Origin of the sequence: Nonomuraea sp. NPDC003804, from assembly GCF_040610675.1 — a bacterium.
Taxonomy (GTDB): Bacteria; Actinomycetota; Actinomycetes; order Streptosporangiales; family Streptosporangiaceae; genus Nonomuraea.
The window spans coordinates 74,754-91,570 of record NZ_JBEXMT010000040.1 but is presented as its reverse complement, the minus strand read 5'-3'; the positions used below and the strand labels follow the sequence as shown (position 1 = coordinate 91,570).

Genomic DNA, 16,817 nt, shown 5'->3' with positions numbered 1-16,817 from the left:
AGGTTCCCCCGGACAGCCGACGATCAACGCCGACTGGGTGGGACTGGTGAACTCTATGTACGACTCCGTCCCCCGTCAAATCAACGCACCGCCATGCGTGCCAACACATCCCGTCTTGCCGTAACAAACCGGTATTGATGGGTATGAACCACGGGTGAGTGATCAGCCTGCGCCACGCGCGATGATCGTCCTGGTGACGGCCGCGAGCGCGGTCGTCACGTTGTTCGGACTGCGCGAAGTCTCCTCGATCGCCGGCCCCGTGATTCTGGCCCTGGTCCTGGTGATCGCGGTCTCCCCCGTGCGCTCGTGGCTGAGCGGGCGGGGCGTGCCCGCGTGGATCCAGGTGGCGGTGCCGTTCCTGATCGTGGTGCTGGTCCTGCTCGGCATGGTGGCCGTGCTGACGGTGTCGGTCATGCAGCTGGCCACGATCCTGCCCACCTACGCCACGCAGTTCCAGGAACTCCTGGCCGAGGCGCAGCGCTTCGCCGCCCGGCAGGGATTCGGCGAGGAGCAGCTCGCCTCGGCCCTGCGGGCGTTCGACCCCGGCAAGGTGCTGGGCTTCGTGCAGACGCTGCTGACCGGCCTGTTGAGCGTGCTGTCCAGCCTGTTCCTGATGGTGGTGCTGCTGCTGGCGATGTCGCTGGACGCGCCGATCACCTCGAAGATCCTCGCCTCGGGCAGCGAGCGCAGCCCGGCGCTGGTCACCGCACTGACCACGTTCGCCGGCAGGACCCGGCGCTACCTGGTCGTCTCCACCGTGTTCGGCCTCATCTGCTCGACGCTCGACGTGGTCGCGCTGGCGCTCCTCGGCGTGCCGCTACCGCTGCTGTGGGGTGTCCTGGCGCTCATCACCACCTACATCCCGAACATCGGTTTCGTGCTCGGACTGGTGCCTCCCGCGCTCCTCGCCCTGCTCGACGGCGGTGTGCAGCAGATGATCCTCGTCATCGTCGCCTACTGCGTGATCAACGTGGTGTTCCAGTCGTTCATCCTGCCGAAGTACCTGGGGGACGCGGTCGGCCTGTCGACCACGATGACATTGCTGTCGCTGATCGTGTGGACGTTCGTGCTCGGGCCGTTGGGCGCGCTGCTCGCCATCCCGCTCAGCCTGCTCACGCGGGCCGTGCTGATCGACAGCGATCCCGCCGCCCGGTGGGCGGCGGCCCTCATCTCCGGCGACGCCACCCCGGCACCCGTTCCCGAGCCCGCGTCGAGTACGGCAGGCACCGGCCGGGCCGGGGCCGGCCCTCCTGGCGGCGAAAGTGTCGGCCCCGGCGCCTAGCGTGGGTTCCATGTACGTCGAACGCGCTCCGGGGGTGGCACTCGCCGCGCGGGTCGCCTGCCTCTGGGCGCAGGACAGCGCCGAGGAGGGCGTCCAGCTGGTGGTGCCCGACGCGTGCGTCGACCTGATCTGGGGGCCCGACGGCCCGCACGTGGCCGGCCCCGACACCGGCCCCATGCCGGTGCGGATGCGCGCGGGCGACGCCTACCAGGGCATCAGGTTCAAACCGGGCGCGCTGGGCGGGGCGCTCGGCGTGCCGATCGAGGAGCTGCGCGACGGCCGGATCCCGTTCGAGGAGCTGGGGCTGCCGGCGGACCTCACGCTGGAGGACCTCACCGAACGGCTGCGCGCCACGCCGCCGCCCGACCCCGCCGCGCCCGCCATCGCGGTGGCGCTGCGCGAGTGCTCCTCGGTACGGCAGGTGGCGTGGGATCTCGGGCTGAGCGAGCGTCACCTGCACCGGCGCGCGGTGGCGGCGTTCGGTTACGCGCCGAAGATGCTGCAGCGGATCGTGCGGTTCCAGCGGGCGTTGCGCATGGCCAGGTCGGGGGTGCCGCTGGCACGGGTGGCCGCCGAGAGCGGCTACACCGACCAGGCGCACCTCGCCCACGACGTCAAGCGGTTGAGCGGTGTCTCCATGGGCCGCCTGCTGGCTCCCCCACCCGCCTCCTCCACGGACGGCGGCTGACCGCAGGCCCGCACTCCCTGGGTCACGGGGTGGGACGGCCGTAGGCGCGCAGCGTGTTGAGGCGCGCGAGCGTCAGATGCCCGCCCCACTCGTGCCGCACGACGGGCGTCCACATGAGGAAGTCGGGCTCCCAGCCGCCCTCGGGCATCCGGGTCTCCAGCAGCGCGTCGAGGTGCCGGGCGATGGTCTCGTCCGTGAACAACGGCAGCCGTCGCATCGGGGCGGGCGCGAAGTCGAGGGGGAAGTGCGCCTCGCCGCCGGCGTGGGGGTCGAGCGACACCACCGCCAGGATCGAGTCCTTGAGCCGGGCGAACTCCGCCAGTGCCCGCTCGCCGTCGTCGACCAGGTCGAGGAAGGTGACGACCGCGCGCGCCTCGTACGGCGTCGTCTTCTCGATCCGGGCGATGGCGTTCCAGCAGAACGATGTCGCGGGCCCGAGCCATGGGTGCGCGACGCCGTGCTTGTGCAGGAGCCCGGCGATGGAGGCGGTCGGGATGAGGTCGCCGGGCGGGTCGGCGTCGGTCCGCCACCACGGCGCGTGCGGCGCCTCGTCCACGCTGGGAAGCACGAACGGCACGCCGCCGTCGTCCGCCGTCACCGAGACGAGGTAGTCGCACGCGGCGGCCACCATCGGGTCGTCGAAGGCGTCGAGCTCGTCCAGGATCCAGAACGCCATCTCCACGGGTTCCGGCTGGCTGGTGGAACCGCGCAGGTCGGGCTCCAGCGCGTGGGCGAACCCGCCGTCGGGGTTCTGGTACGCGCGCAGCGCCCGCAGGACCCGTTCCTTCGAGCCGCCCTTGAAGAGGGCCTCGTGCCTGAGCCTGTCGAGCAGGCGGGCGTTGAGCTGGATGTAGCGCTCCGGGCTGTTCTCCATGCCGCCGACCCTACGGCGGGCGGGCCGGCCGGAGCTTGTAGGAATCGGCCGCGCCGGCTCTTGGGAAACCTCGCTGCGGCGGCGACAATCACCGGCATGGAGCAGCGGCGATGGGATGACGACGAGCGGTTCACCGGGGTCGGCGACGCCTCGGCGATGCGGCCTGCCGTACAGGACCTGGCGGCGGTCATGGCGCGGGACGGGTGGGTGACCGAGGACCCCGACGCGCACCTGCTGCCACACCTGCGCGCCGTCCCCGGCTGGCGGGTGGTGGCCGAGCGGCTGGTCGAGGGTGGGGTCTACGAGGTGGCCGCCCATCCCGACGAGCCGCTGGAGGGGATCGAGGCGCACCGGGCGGCGATCAGGCTGCTGGCCGCGATCGCCGAGCCGTCGTTCTTCGTCCGGCAGTGCGGCCCGGACACCTTCGAGTGCGTGACGGGCGTGCTGCCGGGTGATCCTCCCGGATACGCCACGCATGGCCATCTCGTCCGGCTTGTCATCACGCCATAGGCGGCGTCCCGGAGCGACATGCCAGAGGGCGGCGGTAGGGAGGGGCACGGCAGACCGGCGAGCGCGGGCTCGGCCGACCAGCGGGTCGGCCCCTCGGCCGGTACGGCAGCCGCCCCGCCCCGAAAAACACGTCGCAATCTCCGGCCGGCTTCTTTAGCCTGCTGGCATGTCATGCATCTGTTTCATGCGTCTGCGCAGCGGCCGGGCTCTGGCTCGCTAGCTTCGTAGATCGCGAGCCCAGGGCCCGTCGAGATCCCCTTCGTCTCGAGGACCCGAAAGGGCTTTTGCTGTGGCGCAGAACTTCGCGCACGGAAACTATTCACACACCCAGAAGAAGGTCAGGAACAACGGTGGCGGTCGCACGCCCAGAGATCGGGCGCGGCGCGAGCTGTCGCAGAACTTCCTGGTGGATCGGAACGCCGTCGACCTGATCGTCAAGGCGGCCCGACCGAGCGGTCTCGTCCTCGAACCCGGCGCGGGCGAGGGGGTGCTCACGACGGCGCTGGCAAGGGCGGGCGCCGAGGTCGTGGGGTACGAGATCGACCCGCTGCTGGTGGCCAAACTCAGGGCCAGGACCAAGCTCAAGATCATGAAGGGTGACTTCACCGCGACACGGCCGCCGGACCAGCCGTTCGCCGTCGTGGGAAACATCCCCTACGGGATCACCTCCAAGATCGTCGACTGGTGCCTGCGGGCGCCCGAGCTGACGTCGGCGACCCTGCTGACCCAGCTGGAGTACGCCCGCAAGCGCAGCGGCGACTACGGCAGGTGGAGCCTGCTCACCGTCGAGAGCTGGCCGTGGTTCTCGTGGGAGCTGGTCGGCCGGATCGGCAGGGAGAGCTTCAGGCCCGTCCCGTCGGTCGACTCGGCGATCCTGCGCATCGAGCGCCGGCCCGCGCCGCTCGTCGACGACGGCGGGGCGTGGCAGGAGCTGGTGGAGGTGGGCTTCTCCGGCGTGGGCGGCTCGCTGTTCGCCACGCTGTCGCGACACTTCGGCGGCGGGGTGGCCGCGGCCTTCGACCGCGCGGGCATCGCCCGCGACACGGTCGTGGCCTTCGTCCACCCCGACCAGTGGGTGACGCTCCACGCCGGCCTGCACCGCTGAGCGCCGGGCGGGCGGCGGTCCGGCCGCCGCCCGCCCACACGCCGAGCCGGCTGGTCAGCCGGTGATGCCTGCCGCGTCGGGCTTGGCCGGGGTGGTCCGGGTCGCGGTCGCCGGCACGGCGACGGAGGTCCGCCGGTCCCACGGCAGCGCGACGGCCAGCACGGGCAGCAGCGCGATGGAGGCCATCGCCCAGCCGGGATGCCAGGACGACCACACGTACCAGCTCTGGCTCATCCAGAGGTAGCCGATCGCGGCCCACAGCGAGGTGCCGAGGATGGCCGGCCAGGCGAAGCGGGTGGGCCTGGCGACCAGGAACGGCATGAACCACAGCAGGTACTGCGCGCCGAGACGCGGGGTGACGACCATGAAGGCCAGCAGGATCGCCGTCGTCATGTCGACGGGGTCGGCCTTGCGCCACACCCAGCAGACGGCCAGGACGGTCGCGTAGATCAGGTAGGTGCCGATCTTGGCGTAGGCGGAGTGGAGCGTCCAGTCGCCGCCGACCAGCACCGCCGTCCAGCCCCATTCGCCGACGATCGGCCGGATGTCGCTCATGACGTCCATCACCTTGGGGATGTCGGCCAGCGAGGTACCCGCGAAGATCGGCAGCGTGACGAGGAAGAACACCGGCGGGACGCCGGTGGCGGCCAGCCCGATGAGGCGCGCCCTGAAGTTCGGCAGCAGCAGGACCATGCCGGGGATGAGCCAGATCGGCCAGCTCTTCGCGCACAGCGCCAGGCCCATCAGCAGGCCCGCCCACATCGCCCTGCGGTAGGCGGGCGCCTCGGCGGCCCGGAAGGTGAGGACCTTCCGCAGGTCGAATCTGGCGACCGCCTCGCGGACCGTCATCGTGAAGCCGTGCCGGTCGGGCTCGCCGGGACCGCGCGCCACCACGAAGGCCGCCACGCCGAACACCAGCGCGACCGGCTCGACCTGCCCATGGACGGAGGCGACCAGCAGCGCCAGCGGGTTGAGCGCGTACTGGAAGGCGCGCAGTGACGCGCGCGGGCCGCCGGCCAGCTTTCCGACCAGCGGGATCAGCACGATGTCGGCGACCACGGTGACCAGACGGCCCGCGTACTCCCAGGGGATGCCCAGCCACAGCAGGATCCCGTAGACGTAGGGGATGGTCGGCAGGAAGTGCCACCCGCCGTTGCTGCCCAGGACGGGGTCCTGCCGGTTGAGTACCGCCTCGCCGGCCGGCTTGAAGCTGTTGACGAAGTCGACAGGCTGCCAGGTGTCGATCGCCGACGTGTACATGATCAGCACGCGGACCCCGATGCCCACCGCGAGGGCGAGCCAGAGCGGGGGTCGCCAGTCACGCCACTGCGCGATGAGAGCGAACACGACACCTGAGACGAGGACGATCCCCGTGAGCACTGCGTAGTCCATGGCGGCTCCTAGCCTGCCTCACGATCGGAGGTACTGCCACCCATAAGGCGGGTCGCAGCACCCCGGATCGTCACTCAGTGTGTTCAATGAGAAGCATGGGGGGATCACGGGGCAACGCGCTGCTGGTCGGGCTCTACCGGGAGGCGAGAGGCAGGGTCGCCGACCCTGTCGCGGCCTGGGCGCAACTCACAGCCAATCCACAGGTACGGCAGGCCTACCAGCGCGGCAGGGGCGGCGAGGTGGCACCGCTCGGCGACGACGAGGTCGCCGAGATCGTCGCCGCCGCCCACGTGCACACGATCGCCGCCTACGGCCCCGATCGGGTCGCCGCCCACTCCACCTCCATGATCGCCAGGTTCGTCGGCCTGATCGGCGGCACGGTCCTGTTCGACCAGCCGCTGGTCGCCGCGCAGGTCTTCGGCCCCTGCTCGGAGGTGCCGGAGCCGGCCGACTGGGAGCAGGCCGCCTACGCGGTCATGTGGGGCGAGAACGACCGCGCGATCCGCTCGCCCGACACGCACTGGCTGGTGGCCGGGCGCTACCCGGGGCAGAAGGTGGTCGCGATCGGCAGCCACCCGATGCGGCTGTCGGACGAGACCGTCGTGGTGCGCTCGGGCACCGACGCCGCGCTCGCCATGGCGATGGGGCACGTGCTGCTGAAGGAGTTCCACCTGGAGCGGCCGGCGTTCGCCGAGCACGCCAAGCAGCGCACCGACCTGCCGTTCCTCGTGCGGCTGCGCGAGCGCGCCGACGGCTACGTGGCCCACCGCTTCCTCACCGCCGCCGACCTGGGCGACACCTCGCCCACCGCCGCGCTGAAGACGGTGCTGCTCGACGGCGACGGCGCCCCCGTGGTGCCGAACGGGTCGCTGGGCCTGCGCCGCGATCCCGCCCGCTGGAACCTGACGCTGGAGACCGACCCGGCGCTCACCGTGTACGGCACGGCCGGCGACGGCGTCGAGCTGCTGCTCCCCCGCTTCGACGAGGGATCGGGCGTGCTGCGCAGAGGCGTGCCCGTCATGCGGGTCGGCGACCATGTGGTCACGACCGTCTACGACCTGCTGCTCGCCCAGTACGGCGTGGCGCGTGACGGGCTTCCCGGCGCCTGGCCGGCCGGCTACGACGACGCGCGGGAGCCGTACACGCCGGGCTGGCAGGAGCCGATCACCGGTGTCAGCGCCGCGCGGGCGCTGAAGGTGGCCCGCGAGCTGGCCGAGACCGCGCTGCGCACCGGCGGCAGGTGCATGATCATGCCGGGGCGGCTGGGCACCGAGCACGCCGACACCGCGCACCGGGCGATGCTCGCGCTGCTGGTGCTGACGGGCTCGGCCGGGGTGCGCGGCGGCGGCTGGGGCGGACCGCGGGCCGAGAGCGAGCGGGTGGTGGAGACGGGGCTCTACTTCTACCTGCACGCCGACCGGTGGCGCTACGACTGCACCGACGTGGGCATGCTGTCCTGGCAGCTGGGCGAGGGACTGTTCAACGACCGGGCGCCGTGGCCGGTGCTGGCCGAGGCGGTGCGCGAGGGGTGGCTGCACATGTCGCCCGAGTACGATCGTAACCCGCTCGACCCGGACGGCGACCCGGGGCGCCGCGCCTGCGACGAGCCTGACGACCCGCGCAACTGGCCGAGGGTGCTGACGCTCGCGCACGGCGACCTGGCCGACCCGTGTTTCGAGCACCATCTGGTCAACGGGAAGCTGGACCTGCTGGTGGGCCCCTCCCAGTACGCCGACGTGCCGCTGCCCGACGTGGGGCTGCTGGCCGAGACGTTCGCGAAGCTGTCGGTCGACCATCTGGGCAGGCGCAGGGACATGGTGGGCGGCCGCGTCGTGGAGCGCAACTACCCGGAGACGGCGGCGCTGCTGGCCGCCGTGCCGGGGCCGGCCGTACGGCCCGAGGGCATGCCGTGGCTGACGCTGACGGGCCGCATGCACACGCTCGTCGACCATGACTGGATGCACGAGTACGGCGAGGCGCTGCCCATCTACCGGCCGCCGGGCTCGGGGCATCACGTGAAGCCGACGGTGATGGTCAGGCATCGCGGGCAGGAGGGCTGACTCCCGCCCGCGATCCCCCGGCCGTCAACACACCGTCAGCGCAGGCCGCCGGCGCAAAGCCGTCAGCGCAGGCCGTCAGCGCAGGCCGTCAGCGCAGGCCGTCCAGGTACGGGCGGTGCGAGCGGGAGAACTCGAAGCCGTTGTGCCGGTCCCAGTTGACCGACCAGGCCATCAGGCCCCGCAGGTTCGGGTACACGCCCCTCGGCTGGTAGGAGCCGCAGCCGGTGCCCTTGGTCAGGCAGGTGAACGCCTTCTGGACCTCGGCGACGGTGGTGAACCCGTTGCCCGCGTTGGGCGAGGCGGGCAGGCCGATGGCGACCTGGTCCTGGCGGAGCGCGGGGAACACGTTGCCGGCGTTGCCCATGATGGGGAATCCGGCGAGCAGCATGTCGGTCATCGCCACGTGGAAGTCGTGCCCGCCCATCGTGTGGTACTGCCCGTCCAGGCCCATGATCGGCCCGGAGTTGTAGTCCTGCACGTGGAGCAGGGTCAGGTCGTCGCGCAGCGCGTGGATGACCGGCAGGTAGGAGGCGCTCCTGGGGTCGGCGGTGCCGTTCGGGCCCGGTCCATAGAACTGGTGGCCGAGCTGCACGAAGAACGTCTCGGGCGCCATGGTCAGCACGAACCGCGCGCCGTACCTGGCCTTGAGCGCCTTCAGCGCGGAGATCAGGTTGACCACGACGGGGGTGGTGGGGTTGCTCAGGTTCGTGTCGCCCTGGTTGAGGTAGAGCGAGTGGCCCTCGAAGTCGACGTCGAGGCCGTCGAGGCCGTAACGGTCGATGATCGCCGACACCGACGCGACGAACGTGTCGCGCGCGGCGGTGGTGGTGAGCTGGACCTGCCCGTTCTGCCCGCCGATGGAGATGAGCACCTTCTTGCCCGCGGCCTGCTTGGCCCTGATGGCGGCGATGAAGTCGGCCTCGGACTCGACGTCGGGGCATTCGGCGACCGGACACCTGGCGAACCTGATGTCCCCTGAGGTGACCGAGGTGGGCTCGCCGAAGGCGAGGTTGACGAAGTCCCACTCGGCGGGCACGTCGGCCATCCTGACGTAGCCGGAGCCGTTGGCGAACGAGGCGTGCAGGTAGCCGGCCATCACCCTGCTGCTCGGCCCTCCGCCGCCGGTCGAGGTGGTCCCGCTGACCTCCTGCGTGTACGGCGAGCAGTTGCCCGACGGGTCGCAGGCGCGCACCTTGAACCGGTAGGTGGTGGCCGGGTTGAGCCCGGTGGCGGTGTGGGAGGTGCCGGTGACCTGGGTGGGGGCGGCGCCGTCCCTGGAGATCTCGTAGCGGGCGACGGTGCCGGAGTCGTCGGTGGACGGCGACCAGGTGACGGTGAGCGAGCTGCTGGTGGGGCCGCCGACGGCCAGGTTGCCCGGCACGGTGGGCGGGGTGGTGTCGCCGCCTCCTCCCGGGCCGTCGAGCACGACGTCGTCGGCCAGGTAGGGGCCCTGGCCGTACCAGCCGTTGACGTGGACGGTCACGGCGGTGGTGCTCGCGCCCGTGGTGAAGGAGGTGGTGAGCTGCCGCCAGGTGGCGCCGGGCGTGCCCCACGTGCTGGCGTTCACGCCGGTGCCCGTGGCGCCGAGGAAGACGTAGGCGCCCTGCACCCAGGCGGACAGCTGGTAGGCGGTGTTCGGCTGGACCGTGACGGTCTGCCCGCAGCGGGCGAAGTCGGTGCCCGCGGGGCTGCCCTGGAGCGCCTTGGTGCCGCCGTGGACGGGGCTGGAGACCGTGGTCGCCAGCGAGCAGGTCCATCCGTCCAGGCCCGACTCGAAGCCGGGGTTGACGGCGATGTTGGCGGCGATGTTGGCGGCGGGGCCGGCGGCCGTGCCGGTGGCGGGGCCGGCGGTGATGCCGGCGGTGATGCCGGCGGCGGCGTCGACGGGGTGGGCGGGGGTCAGGGGCAGCACGGCCATGGCGAGTGCGAGGGCGGCCGCGGCCGCGGGCTTGCTCAGGTTCATGCGTGCGGTTCCTCGATCGTGGTGCGTGGGGGGTGCGGCCTCCCGTCCCGGGAGAGGAGGCGAGCTCTCCCGGGACGGGAGCCGGGCCGGCGCTCGGGAGGGGCGAGCGCCGGGCGGGCGCTCCGGAGAGGAGCGCCGGGGGGCGCGCTCCGGAGGGGGGAGCGCCGGGGGTGGGCCTGGATCAGAACCCTGCGGTGGTCCTGGTGAACTCCCACTCGGTCTGGGCGATGCCGCTGCAGTTGGAGGTCACGCCGCCGCCGGGGCACGGCCGGTCGCGGTTGACCGCCCAGTACGCCAGGCGGGTCAGGCCCTTGGACCTGGCCCAGGTGGTGATCTGGGTCCAGGTGGCGGGCGTGGTGAGCTCCTGCTGGTCGGACAGGCCGTTCATGCCCGAGATGCCCATGTGCGCGTACGCCTGGGCGTCGGTCCAGCCGAACGCGCTCTTCAGCGTGTTCTTCAGGCCCTCGGAGGCGTTGACGGTGTCGGTGTAGATGTCCGAGCCGCCGAAGTCGAACGGCATGATCGTGTAGTTGTCGATCGGGACCGCGAGTTCCTTGGCGCGGTTGACCAGGCGGACGCCGTGGGCGTTCGGCCCGGTCCTGGTGGTGCCGAAGGTGACGACGACCTTGACGTTCGGGTTGTTCTGCTTGACGATCTTCAGGCCGTTCAGGATGCGGTCCTGCACGGTGTAGTTCTCGAACTCGTCGGTGTTCTCGATGTCGAAGTCGACGACCGCGGGGCCGACGGCGTTGATGACCTGCTGGACGGCGCCCGCGAAGGCCTGCGGGGTCGAGCAGTTCGGGCCGAGCTTGTTGCCCTGCCACCCGCCGAAGGAGACCTGGACGCTGCCGCCCTTCGACTTGATCGTGGAGATCGCCTGGGCGTCGGTGCCGCCGGTCAGCGGCCGGTTGCCGTCCCATGCGGGGGTGCAGCCGCCGCTGGACAGGATGAAGGCCATGGTGAAGGACTTCACGCCGGTGGCGTCCATGACGGTGCCGGGGTTGGGCGGGTTGCCCCAGCCCATGTAGAGGTAGGGCGCGCCGGGCATGCGGGCCCCGGTCGGGCAGCCGGTGGTGGAGCCGGTGACGGAGGCGCTGGAGCCGGACTCGCCCGCGGAGTTGTAGGCCCTGACGGTGTAGGTGTGCGAGGTGCAGGCGCCGAGGCCGGAGATCGTGGCCGAGGTGCCGCTGACCTGGGCGCGCTGGGTCGAGCCCTCGTAGACGCGGTAGCCGGTCACCGTACCGCCGGCCGCGCCCCATGACAGGGAGATCGAGGTGTCGGTGGCGCCGGTGACGGCGGGCGCGCCCGGCTGGCCGGGCACCCCGGTGCCGCCGGAGGTGGCGGCGGTGACCGCGGCGCTGGCGGCCGACAGGTTGCCGGCCGCGTCGCGGGCGCGGACGGTGTAGGTGTAGCTGGTGCCCGAGGCCAGGCCGGTGTCGGTGTGGGTGGTGCCGGTGACCGTGGTCACCAGCGTGGTGCCGCGGTAGACGTTGTAGCCGCTGACCCCGACGTTGTCGGTGGAGGCGTTCCACGCCAGCGAGATGCTGCTGGAGGTGCTGCCCGTGGCGCGCAGGTCGCCCGGCACCGAGGGTGGGGTGGTGTCTCCGCCCCCGGAGACCGTCGTCCACAGGGCGGGCACGTTGGGCGGCTCCCAGCCGGGCTGCGAGGTGTGCGCCTGCCGGCATTCGTAGTCGACGCCGTTGTGGGTGACGCGGGTGCCGATGGTGTACGACGTCCAGGCCTGCCACGCGGGGTAGGCGGCGACCGTGACGCCCTGCGCGGCGGCGGGCGTGGAGGTGGCGAGGCCGGTGACCGCGAGGGCGAAGGCGGCCAGCAAGGCGAGCATGATGCGTCTCATGGCATTCCCTGGAGGTGGGGCTTGACGGTCTTGGCGAAGTTCCAGTTGTTGCTCGCGTCCCAGTTGATGGACCAGGTCATCGCGCCCCTGATGTCGGGGTAGGCGCGGGGAGGGACGAAGGTGCCGCAGCCGGTCCGCTTGGCGAGGCAGTCGAGCGCCTGGTTGACCAGGCTCGGCGCGACGACGCCGCCGCCTGCCGCGCCGGGGCCGGCGGGCAGGCCGAGCGCCACCTGGTCGGGGCGCAGGCCGTTCTCGAGCTGGATGCAGGCCAGCGCGACCATGAAGTTGACGGTGCCCTGGGAGTAGGCGGCGTTCTGGTCGCAGCCGAGCATGGAGCCCGAGTTGTAGTACTGGGTGTGGACGACGGTGAGGATGTCCTTGATCGACAGGGCCAGCTTGAAGTACTCGGCGCCCGTCGACTGCATGTCGATGGTCTGCGGCGCCATCGTGATGATCAGGCCGGAGCCGGCCTTCGCCCGCAGCGACCTGAGAGCCTGGGCCATGTAGGTGGCGTTGAGCCCGTTCTCCAGGTCGATGTCGACGCCGTCGAAGCCGTAGGCCTGCATGATGGCGTGGACGGTGTCGGCGAACTTCGTGGCCGCGGCGGCACTGGCGACCTGGACGCGGCCCGCCTCCCCGCCGACCGACAGGATGACCTTCTTGCCGCGCTGGTGGAGGGCGGCGACGTCGGCCTTGAACTGGGCGTCGGTGTAGCCGCCCACGGCGGTCGCCAGGCCGGGGTCGACGCCGAAGACGACCTCGCCCGGGGTGGCGGTGGCCTCGCCGAAGGCGATCGCGACCAGGTCGTACTCGTCGGGTACGGCCGACAGCTTCAGCTCGACGGCCTGGTTGACGAAGTTGTGCCAGTAGCCGGTGAGGAAGTGCCGGGGCAGCGGGCCCGCGGTGCATCCGGCCGTGGTGCCGGTGACGTCGCGTCCGGCCGACTCGCCGACGGAGTTGTAGGCCCTGACGGTGTAGATGTGCGTCTCGCAGGTGCCCAGGCCGGTGATCGTGGCGCTGGTGCCCGTCACCGTGGTCTTCGGCGTGGTGCCCTCGTAGACCCGGTAGCCGGTGACGGTGCCGCCGGCCGTACCCCAGGACAGGGAGATGGACGAGGTCGTGGAGGTGGCGGTGGCCGGTCCCGGCTGGCCGGGGACGCCTGGCTGCGGTTCGCCGCCGCCGCAGGAGGCGCCGTTGATCGTGCAGCCGGTGATGCCGGGGAAGTTGCCGGGGCTGCCGTTGAATCCGAAGGTCGTGGTGGCGCCGGGGGCCAGCGGGCCGGCCCAGCCGGGCGCGGTGAAGGTGTAGTGCTGGCCGCTCCGGGACATCGTGGCGTCCCAGGCCGACGGGATGGAGTGGCCGGCCGGCACGTCGAACTGGACGTTCCAGGAGACGGGGGCGGAGGTGCCGTTGGTGATGGTGACCCTGCCCTCGAAGCCCGAGCCCCAGTCGGCGGCTTTGGCGAAGGTGGCGGTGAGGCCGGCGGCGTGCGCGGGCGGGGCGACCAAGGCGAAGGCGAGGGTGATCAGGGCTACCACTGATGCGCGTAATCTCACGCTGTTCCTTCTTTTCGGGGGGTGCGCGCCCTTTGCAGGGGCTGTCAGGGCGAGTCAGGCGAGGGCGCGCCGCGCGACGACCTCCCGGGCCGGCGGGACGGCGCGGCGCGATGCGCTGCCCCGCGGGACCGGGCGGGGGGCGTGATCGTTGTCGCAGGTGGGGTGTGGGGGGTGGGGGTGTGCGATGGTCCGTGGGGCGTCTTTCATGATTTCTTTTAGGAAAGTTTCCTAAGAGTTGTCGCGATCGTAGCCTTGACACCGACCCCTTACAAGACCCAAAAAACCACCCCTCCCGGCCTGCGAGGAAGCCGGAAGGGGTGGGTCTGTGACCGGGTTTCGGCTACGGCGTGTGAGTGATCTTCACATCGTCGACGCCCGCCTCGACCAGGGAGGCGGTGGAGGCGTCCGCCGCGTCGACGACGATCCTCACCGTCTGGCCCGCGTGCGAGCTCAGGTTGGCCGTCGCCACCGTCCACGCGCCGTTCCTGTTGGTGGCGGCGCCCTGCTGGTTGACGACCGTGGTCGTGGTGGAGCCGACCACCCGCACCCTGAAGTAGTCGGCGGTGGAGGAGTTCGAGCCGTGCGCCAGGTACCACGACAGCGACAGGTTGAGCGTGCCCGAGGCCGGCAACGTGATCGGTGGTGACTGGATGGTGGTCACGCCGCCGTCGATGTCGTAGTCACCCGCCGACGTGCCCGCCAGAGGCCCCGTCACCAGGTCGTTGACGCCGCTGACCGTGGTGCCGAGCTGCTTGGCGCCGGAGGAGGTGGTCGCCGCGGGGTCGCCGCGCTCCCACCGGCCGGTCGTCGCGGTGTCGGTGCCGGCCGGGTTCGCCGTCCAGCCCGTCGCGCTCTCGAAGGTGTCGGAGTAGATCGTGGTCCCGCCGCCCGTGCCGCAGTACTGGGCCTCCTTGCCGATGATCCGGTAGACGCAGTCGGAGTACTCGAGGAAGCGGAGCACGGCCTCCTTGTTGCGTGTGGTCTGCGGGACGATCTGCTCGTCAGGCGGGTAGAAGCCGGGGCTCGCCCCCGTCGGGTACATCTCGAACGTGAAGCTGAAGATCTTGTAGACGCCCCACAGCCAGTCGTCGATCGTGCCGTCGGTGATGTAGAGGTCGCTGGCCTGTTCGGGGGTGTAGCTGTTGGTGGAGGCCATGTTCTGGCCGAGCGTGGCGTGCGCGTCCCTGTCGTCCTGCGTCAGGCCGGGCGCGGTGTCGTTGAAGGTGTAGCCGTAGGGCCACAGGATCAGCTCGCTGTAGGTGTGCCAGTCGATGTGCGACTTGATCTGCTGCACGCCGCCGACGACACGGCCGCGCACCCAGTCGGCCACCGCCCGCACCTCGGGAGTGGACTCGGCCGACGCGCCGCGGTAGGTGTCGCTGGAGGGGGAACCGGACGAGCCGCCGCAGCAGCCCCAGTTGTAGCCCCAGTTGCGGTTCATGTCGGTGCCGATCGCCGTGGAGCCGGAGTTGGGCTGCCGGTTCTTGCGCCACGACCGGTAGGAGCCGGTGGCGATGTCGTATTCGCCGCCGTCGGGGTTGAGGTCCGGCATGATCCAGATCTCGCGGGTGTTGACCAGGTCGGCGATGCGGGTGTCGGTGCCGTAGCCCTCGGCGAGCAGGTGCATGATGTACAGCGCCATCTCGACCGTGAGGTGCTCGCGGGCGTGCTGGTGGGCGGTGAAGAGCACCTCGGTCTCGGCCTCGTCGGAGCCCACGTTGTCACTGATCTTGACGCCGATCAGCGGCCTGCCCTCGTAGGAGGTGCCGTAGACGAACTTGCCGGCGATCGCCGGATGCGCGGCCACCAGCGCGTCCACGTCCGCGGTCATCTCCGCGTAGTTGTGGTAGCCGGAGTCGGACGGAGGGAAGTCAGCGGCCCGCACACCGGACGGGGGTAACGGGGACGGCAGCTCCACGACCCGGTAGCCGAGCCGCTTGATCGCGGCGACCTCGTCCGCGGTCGCGCTCACCACCACCGAGTCGGCGGCCACCTCGTTGATCGCCGCGCCCGTGGACGCCACGGCGCTGCGCTCCCGTGCGTCGGCCGGCCCCTGCACCCTGTACTGCTTGTTGGGCGGCGGTTCCGCGCTCGCCCCTGCCCCTGTCACGCCGGTCAGGCAGATCAGGGCCAGAACGGACAGCAGGATGACTAATCGACTTCTCACCTTCAGCCTCCTCAGGCTTGACGGGCGTCTGCACCGAGAGTGAAGAAGCTCGCACAACCGGAAAAGGCCCAAATTTTCAGAAGCGGACCAGCGCCTCGTCCAACGGCTTCCGCCGCAGGTCGGGCACCTGCGCGTCGGGCGCGGCGTGGCCGACGGGGAACAGGATGTAGGGCCGCTCGTTGCCCGGCCGCGCGCAGATCTCGCTGAGGAAGGCCATCGGGTTGGGCGTGTGCGTCAGCGTCGACAGGCCCATGGTGTGCAGCGCGGTGATGAACAGGCCGCAGGCGATGCCCACGCTCTCGTTGACGTAGTAGTGCTTCACCCTGCTGCCGTTGGCGCGCACGCCGTACTTCTCGGCGAAGCACACCACGATCCACGGCACCACCTCGAGGTAGCCCTTGTCGGAGGTCGTCCCGAGCGGCGCCAGCGCCTGCCGCCACTGGGGGGTCAGCCTGCCGCCCTCGTAGTTCTGGCGCTCCTCGACCTCGGCCGCCTGCCTGATCCGCCGCTTGGTCGCGGGGTCGCCGATCAGCACGAACTTCCACGGCTGCTGGTGGGCGCCGGACGGGGCGGTGTTGGCGGCCATGACGGCCAGCTCGACGCACTCCCTCGGCACGGGTTCGGCGCTGAAGAAGCGCACGCTGCGCCGCCGGTCGACGTGCTCGTAGAAGGCACGGCCCCGGCGCACCATCTCCGCCTCGTCGAGACGGTCGGCCGCGTAGGGGACGAACGGATACCTGTGCTCCATGGACCGCAGTGTCCGCAGCGGTGACGATGATGACAACACCGCGCCCTCTATCCTGGCGAAAAGTCAGCCAAAGGCCCGCCAAGGAGCCAGATTGCCAGCACGCCGTACCGGACTCGACGATCTCGACCTGCTCATCCTGCGCCTGGTGCGGGACCGCCCCCGCACCGGCCTGCTGGAGATCGCCCGCCTGGCAGGCGTGGCGCGCGGCACCGTGCAGGCGCGGCTCGACCGGATGGCCGCCGACGGCGTGATCAGCGGCTTCGGCCCGGCCCTCTCCCCCACCGCGCTCGGCTATCCGGTGCAGGCCTTCACCACTCTGGAGGTCGAGCAGGCCGCCCGCGAGCACATCTCCTCCGCCCTGCACGCCATCCCCGAGCTGCTGGAGGCCTACATCGTCACCGGCCCTGGCGACGTCTGGTGCCGCATCGCCGGGCGCGACAACGAGCACGTCCAGCGGGTGATCGACGGCATGCTGACCATCCCGGGCGTACGGCGCAGCACGACCGTCATCACGCTGTCCGAGGTCGTCGCGCACCGGGTCCACCCGCTGGCAGGCATCCCGGACTGACCTGACAGGCCGCCTGCCAGGCACCTGCCAGGGCACTGCCAGCGGC

The 16,817-nt window shown here is 71.2% G+C and carries 13 protein-coding genes; 6 read left to right on the top strand and 7 right to left on the bottom strand.

Annotation, left to right across the window (positions count from 1 at the left end; genetic code table 11):
- Positions 1-154: 154 nt before the first annotated feature.
- Both ABZX22_RS39345 and ABZX22_RS39340 read left to right on the top strand, forming a co-directional pair.
- Positions 155-1,282: an AI-2E family transporter gene (locus ABZX22_RS39345; protein WP_354920291.1), complete on the top strand. Its 1,128-nt coding sequence runs from the start codon at positions 155-157 to the stop codon at positions 1,280-1,282.
- 10 nt (positions 1,283-1,292) lie between these two features.
- On the top strand, positions 1,293-1,970 hold the full coding sequence (locus ABZX22_RS39340; protein ID WP_354920288.1) for a helix-turn-helix transcriptional regulator: 678 nt from the start codon (positions 1,293-1,295) through the stop codon (positions 1,968-1,970).
- A 22-nt stretch (positions 1,971-1,992) separates the two neighbouring features.
- On the opposite strand, the gene ABZX22_RS39335 is transcribed toward ABZX22_RS39340, so the two are convergent.
- Positions 1,993-2,844 (bottom strand): hypothetical protein, encoded by an 852-nt coding sequence (locus tag ABZX22_RS39335; protein WP_354920285.1) that lies wholly within the window; start codon positions 2,842-2,844, stop codon positions 1,993-1,995.
- Positions 2,845-2,940: 96 nt separating this feature from the next.
- On the opposite strand from ABZX22_RS39335, the gene ABZX22_RS39330 reads away from it, so the two are divergent.
- Both ABZX22_RS39330 and erm read left to right on the top strand, forming a co-directional pair.
- Complete coding sequence (locus ABZX22_RS39330; protein WP_354920282.1) at positions 2,941-3,354, top strand: hypothetical protein; 414 nt, start codon at positions 2,941-2,943, stop codon at positions 3,352-3,354.
- Between the two features lie 289 nt (positions 3,355-3,643).
- Positions 3,644-4,459 carry an ErmE/ErmH/ErmO/ErmR family 23S rRNA (adenine(2058)-N(6))-methyltransferase gene (erm, locus tag ABZX22_RS39325; protein WP_354920279.1) on the top strand — a complete coding sequence of 272 codons (816 nt, stop codon included), beginning with the start codon at positions 3,644-3,646 and terminating at the stop codon, positions 4,457-4,459.
- Between the two features lie 54 nt (positions 4,460-4,513).
- Here erm and ABZX22_RS39320 read toward each other — a convergent pair whose 3' ends face one another.
- Positions 4,514-5,851, bottom strand: a complete 1,338-nt coding sequence (locus tag ABZX22_RS39320; RefSeq protein WP_354920276.1) for a hypothetical protein — start codon at positions 5,849-5,851, stop codon at positions 4,514-4,516.
- Between the two features lie 95 nt (positions 5,852-5,946).
- On the opposite strand from ABZX22_RS39320, the gene ABZX22_RS39315 reads away from it, so the two are divergent.
- Complete coding sequence (locus tag ABZX22_RS39315; RefSeq protein WP_354920273.1) at positions 5,947-7,911, top strand: molybdopterin-dependent oxidoreductase; 1,965 nt, start codon at positions 5,947-5,949, stop codon at positions 7,909-7,911.
- Between the two features lie 88 nt (positions 7,912-7,999).
- On the opposite strand, the gene ABZX22_RS39310 is transcribed toward ABZX22_RS39315, so the two are convergent.
- The 5 genes from ABZX22_RS39310 to ABZX22_RS39290 all read right to left on the bottom strand — a co-directional run bounded on the left by ABZX22_RS39310 (position 8,000) and on the right by ABZX22_RS39290 (position 16,203).
- The gene (locus ABZX22_RS39310; RefSeq protein WP_354920271.1) at positions 8,000-9,874 is read right to left on the bottom strand and encodes a glycoside hydrolase family 18 protein; all 1,875 of its coding nucleotides are present in this window, start codon (positions 9,872-9,874) and stop codon (positions 8,000-8,002) included.
- A gap of 181 nt (positions 9,875-10,055) precedes the next feature.
- Positions 10,056-11,732: a carbohydrate-binding protein gene (locus tag ABZX22_RS39305; protein ID WP_354920268.1), complete on the bottom strand. Its 1,677-nt coding sequence runs from the start codon at positions 11,730-11,732 to the stop codon at positions 10,056-10,058.
- A complete protein-coding gene (locus ABZX22_RS39300; RefSeq protein ID WP_354920265.1) occupies positions 11,729-13,288 on the bottom strand; it encodes a cellulose binding domain-containing protein in 1,560 nt (519 codons plus the stop codon). The genes ABZX22_RS39305 and ABZX22_RS39300 overlap by 4 nt, the downstream gene beginning before the upstream one ends.
- A gap of 340 nt (positions 13,289-13,628) precedes the next feature.
- On the bottom strand, positions 13,629-15,455 hold the full coding sequence (locus tag ABZX22_RS39295) for a M14 family metallopeptidase (protein ID WP_354920262.1): 1,827 nt from the start codon (positions 15,453-15,455) through the stop codon (positions 13,629-13,631).
- Positions 15,456-15,531: 76 nt separating this feature from the next.
- The gene (locus ABZX22_RS39290) at positions 15,532-16,203 is read right to left on the bottom strand and encodes a nitroreductase family protein (protein ID WP_354920259.1); all 672 of its coding nucleotides are present in this window, start codon (positions 16,201-16,203) and stop codon (positions 15,532-15,534) included.
- A gap of 91 nt (positions 16,204-16,294) precedes the next feature.
- On the opposite strand from ABZX22_RS39290, the gene ABZX22_RS39285 reads away from it, so the two are divergent.
- A complete protein-coding gene (locus ABZX22_RS39285; protein ID WP_354920256.1) occupies positions 16,295-16,771 on the top strand; it encodes an Lrp/AsnC family transcriptional regulator in 477 nt (158 codons plus the stop codon).
- The last annotated feature ends 46 nt before the right edge of the window (positions 16,772-16,817 follow it).

Bases quoted from the DNA above. Each gene is read 5' to 3' on its own strand.
- ABZX22_RS39340 (WP_354920288.1), top strand. From the start codon at position 1,293: ATGTACGTCGAACGCGCTCCGGGGGTGGCACTCGCCGCGCGGGTCGCC.
- ABZX22_RS39335 (WP_354920285.1), bottom strand. From the start codon at position 2,844: ATGGAGAACAGCCCGGAGCGCTACATCCAGCTCAACGCCCGCCTGCTC.
- ABZX22_RS39330 (WP_354920282.1), top strand. From the start codon at position 2,941: ATGGAGCAGCGGCGATGGGATGACGACGAGCGGTTCACCGGGGTCGGC.
- ABZX22_RS39320 (WP_354920276.1), bottom strand. From the start codon at position 5,851: ATGGACTACGCAGTGCTCACGGGGATCGTCCTCGTCTCAGGTGTCGTG.
- ABZX22_RS39315 (WP_354920273.1), top strand. From the start codon at position 5,947: ATGGGGGGATCACGGGGCAACGCGCTGCTGGTCGGGCTCTACCGGGAG.
- ABZX22_RS39310 (WP_354920271.1), bottom strand. From the start codon at position 9,874: ATGAACCTGAGCAAGCCCGCGGCCGCGGCCGCCCTCGCACTCGCCATG.
- ABZX22_RS39305 (WP_354920268.1), bottom strand. From the start codon at position 11,732: ATGAGACGCATCATGCTCGCCTTGCTGGCCGCCTTCGCCCTCGCGGTC.
- ABZX22_RS39290 (WP_354920259.1), bottom strand. From the start codon at position 16,203: ATGGAGCACAGGTATCCGTTCGTCCCCTACGCGGCCGACCGTCTCGAC.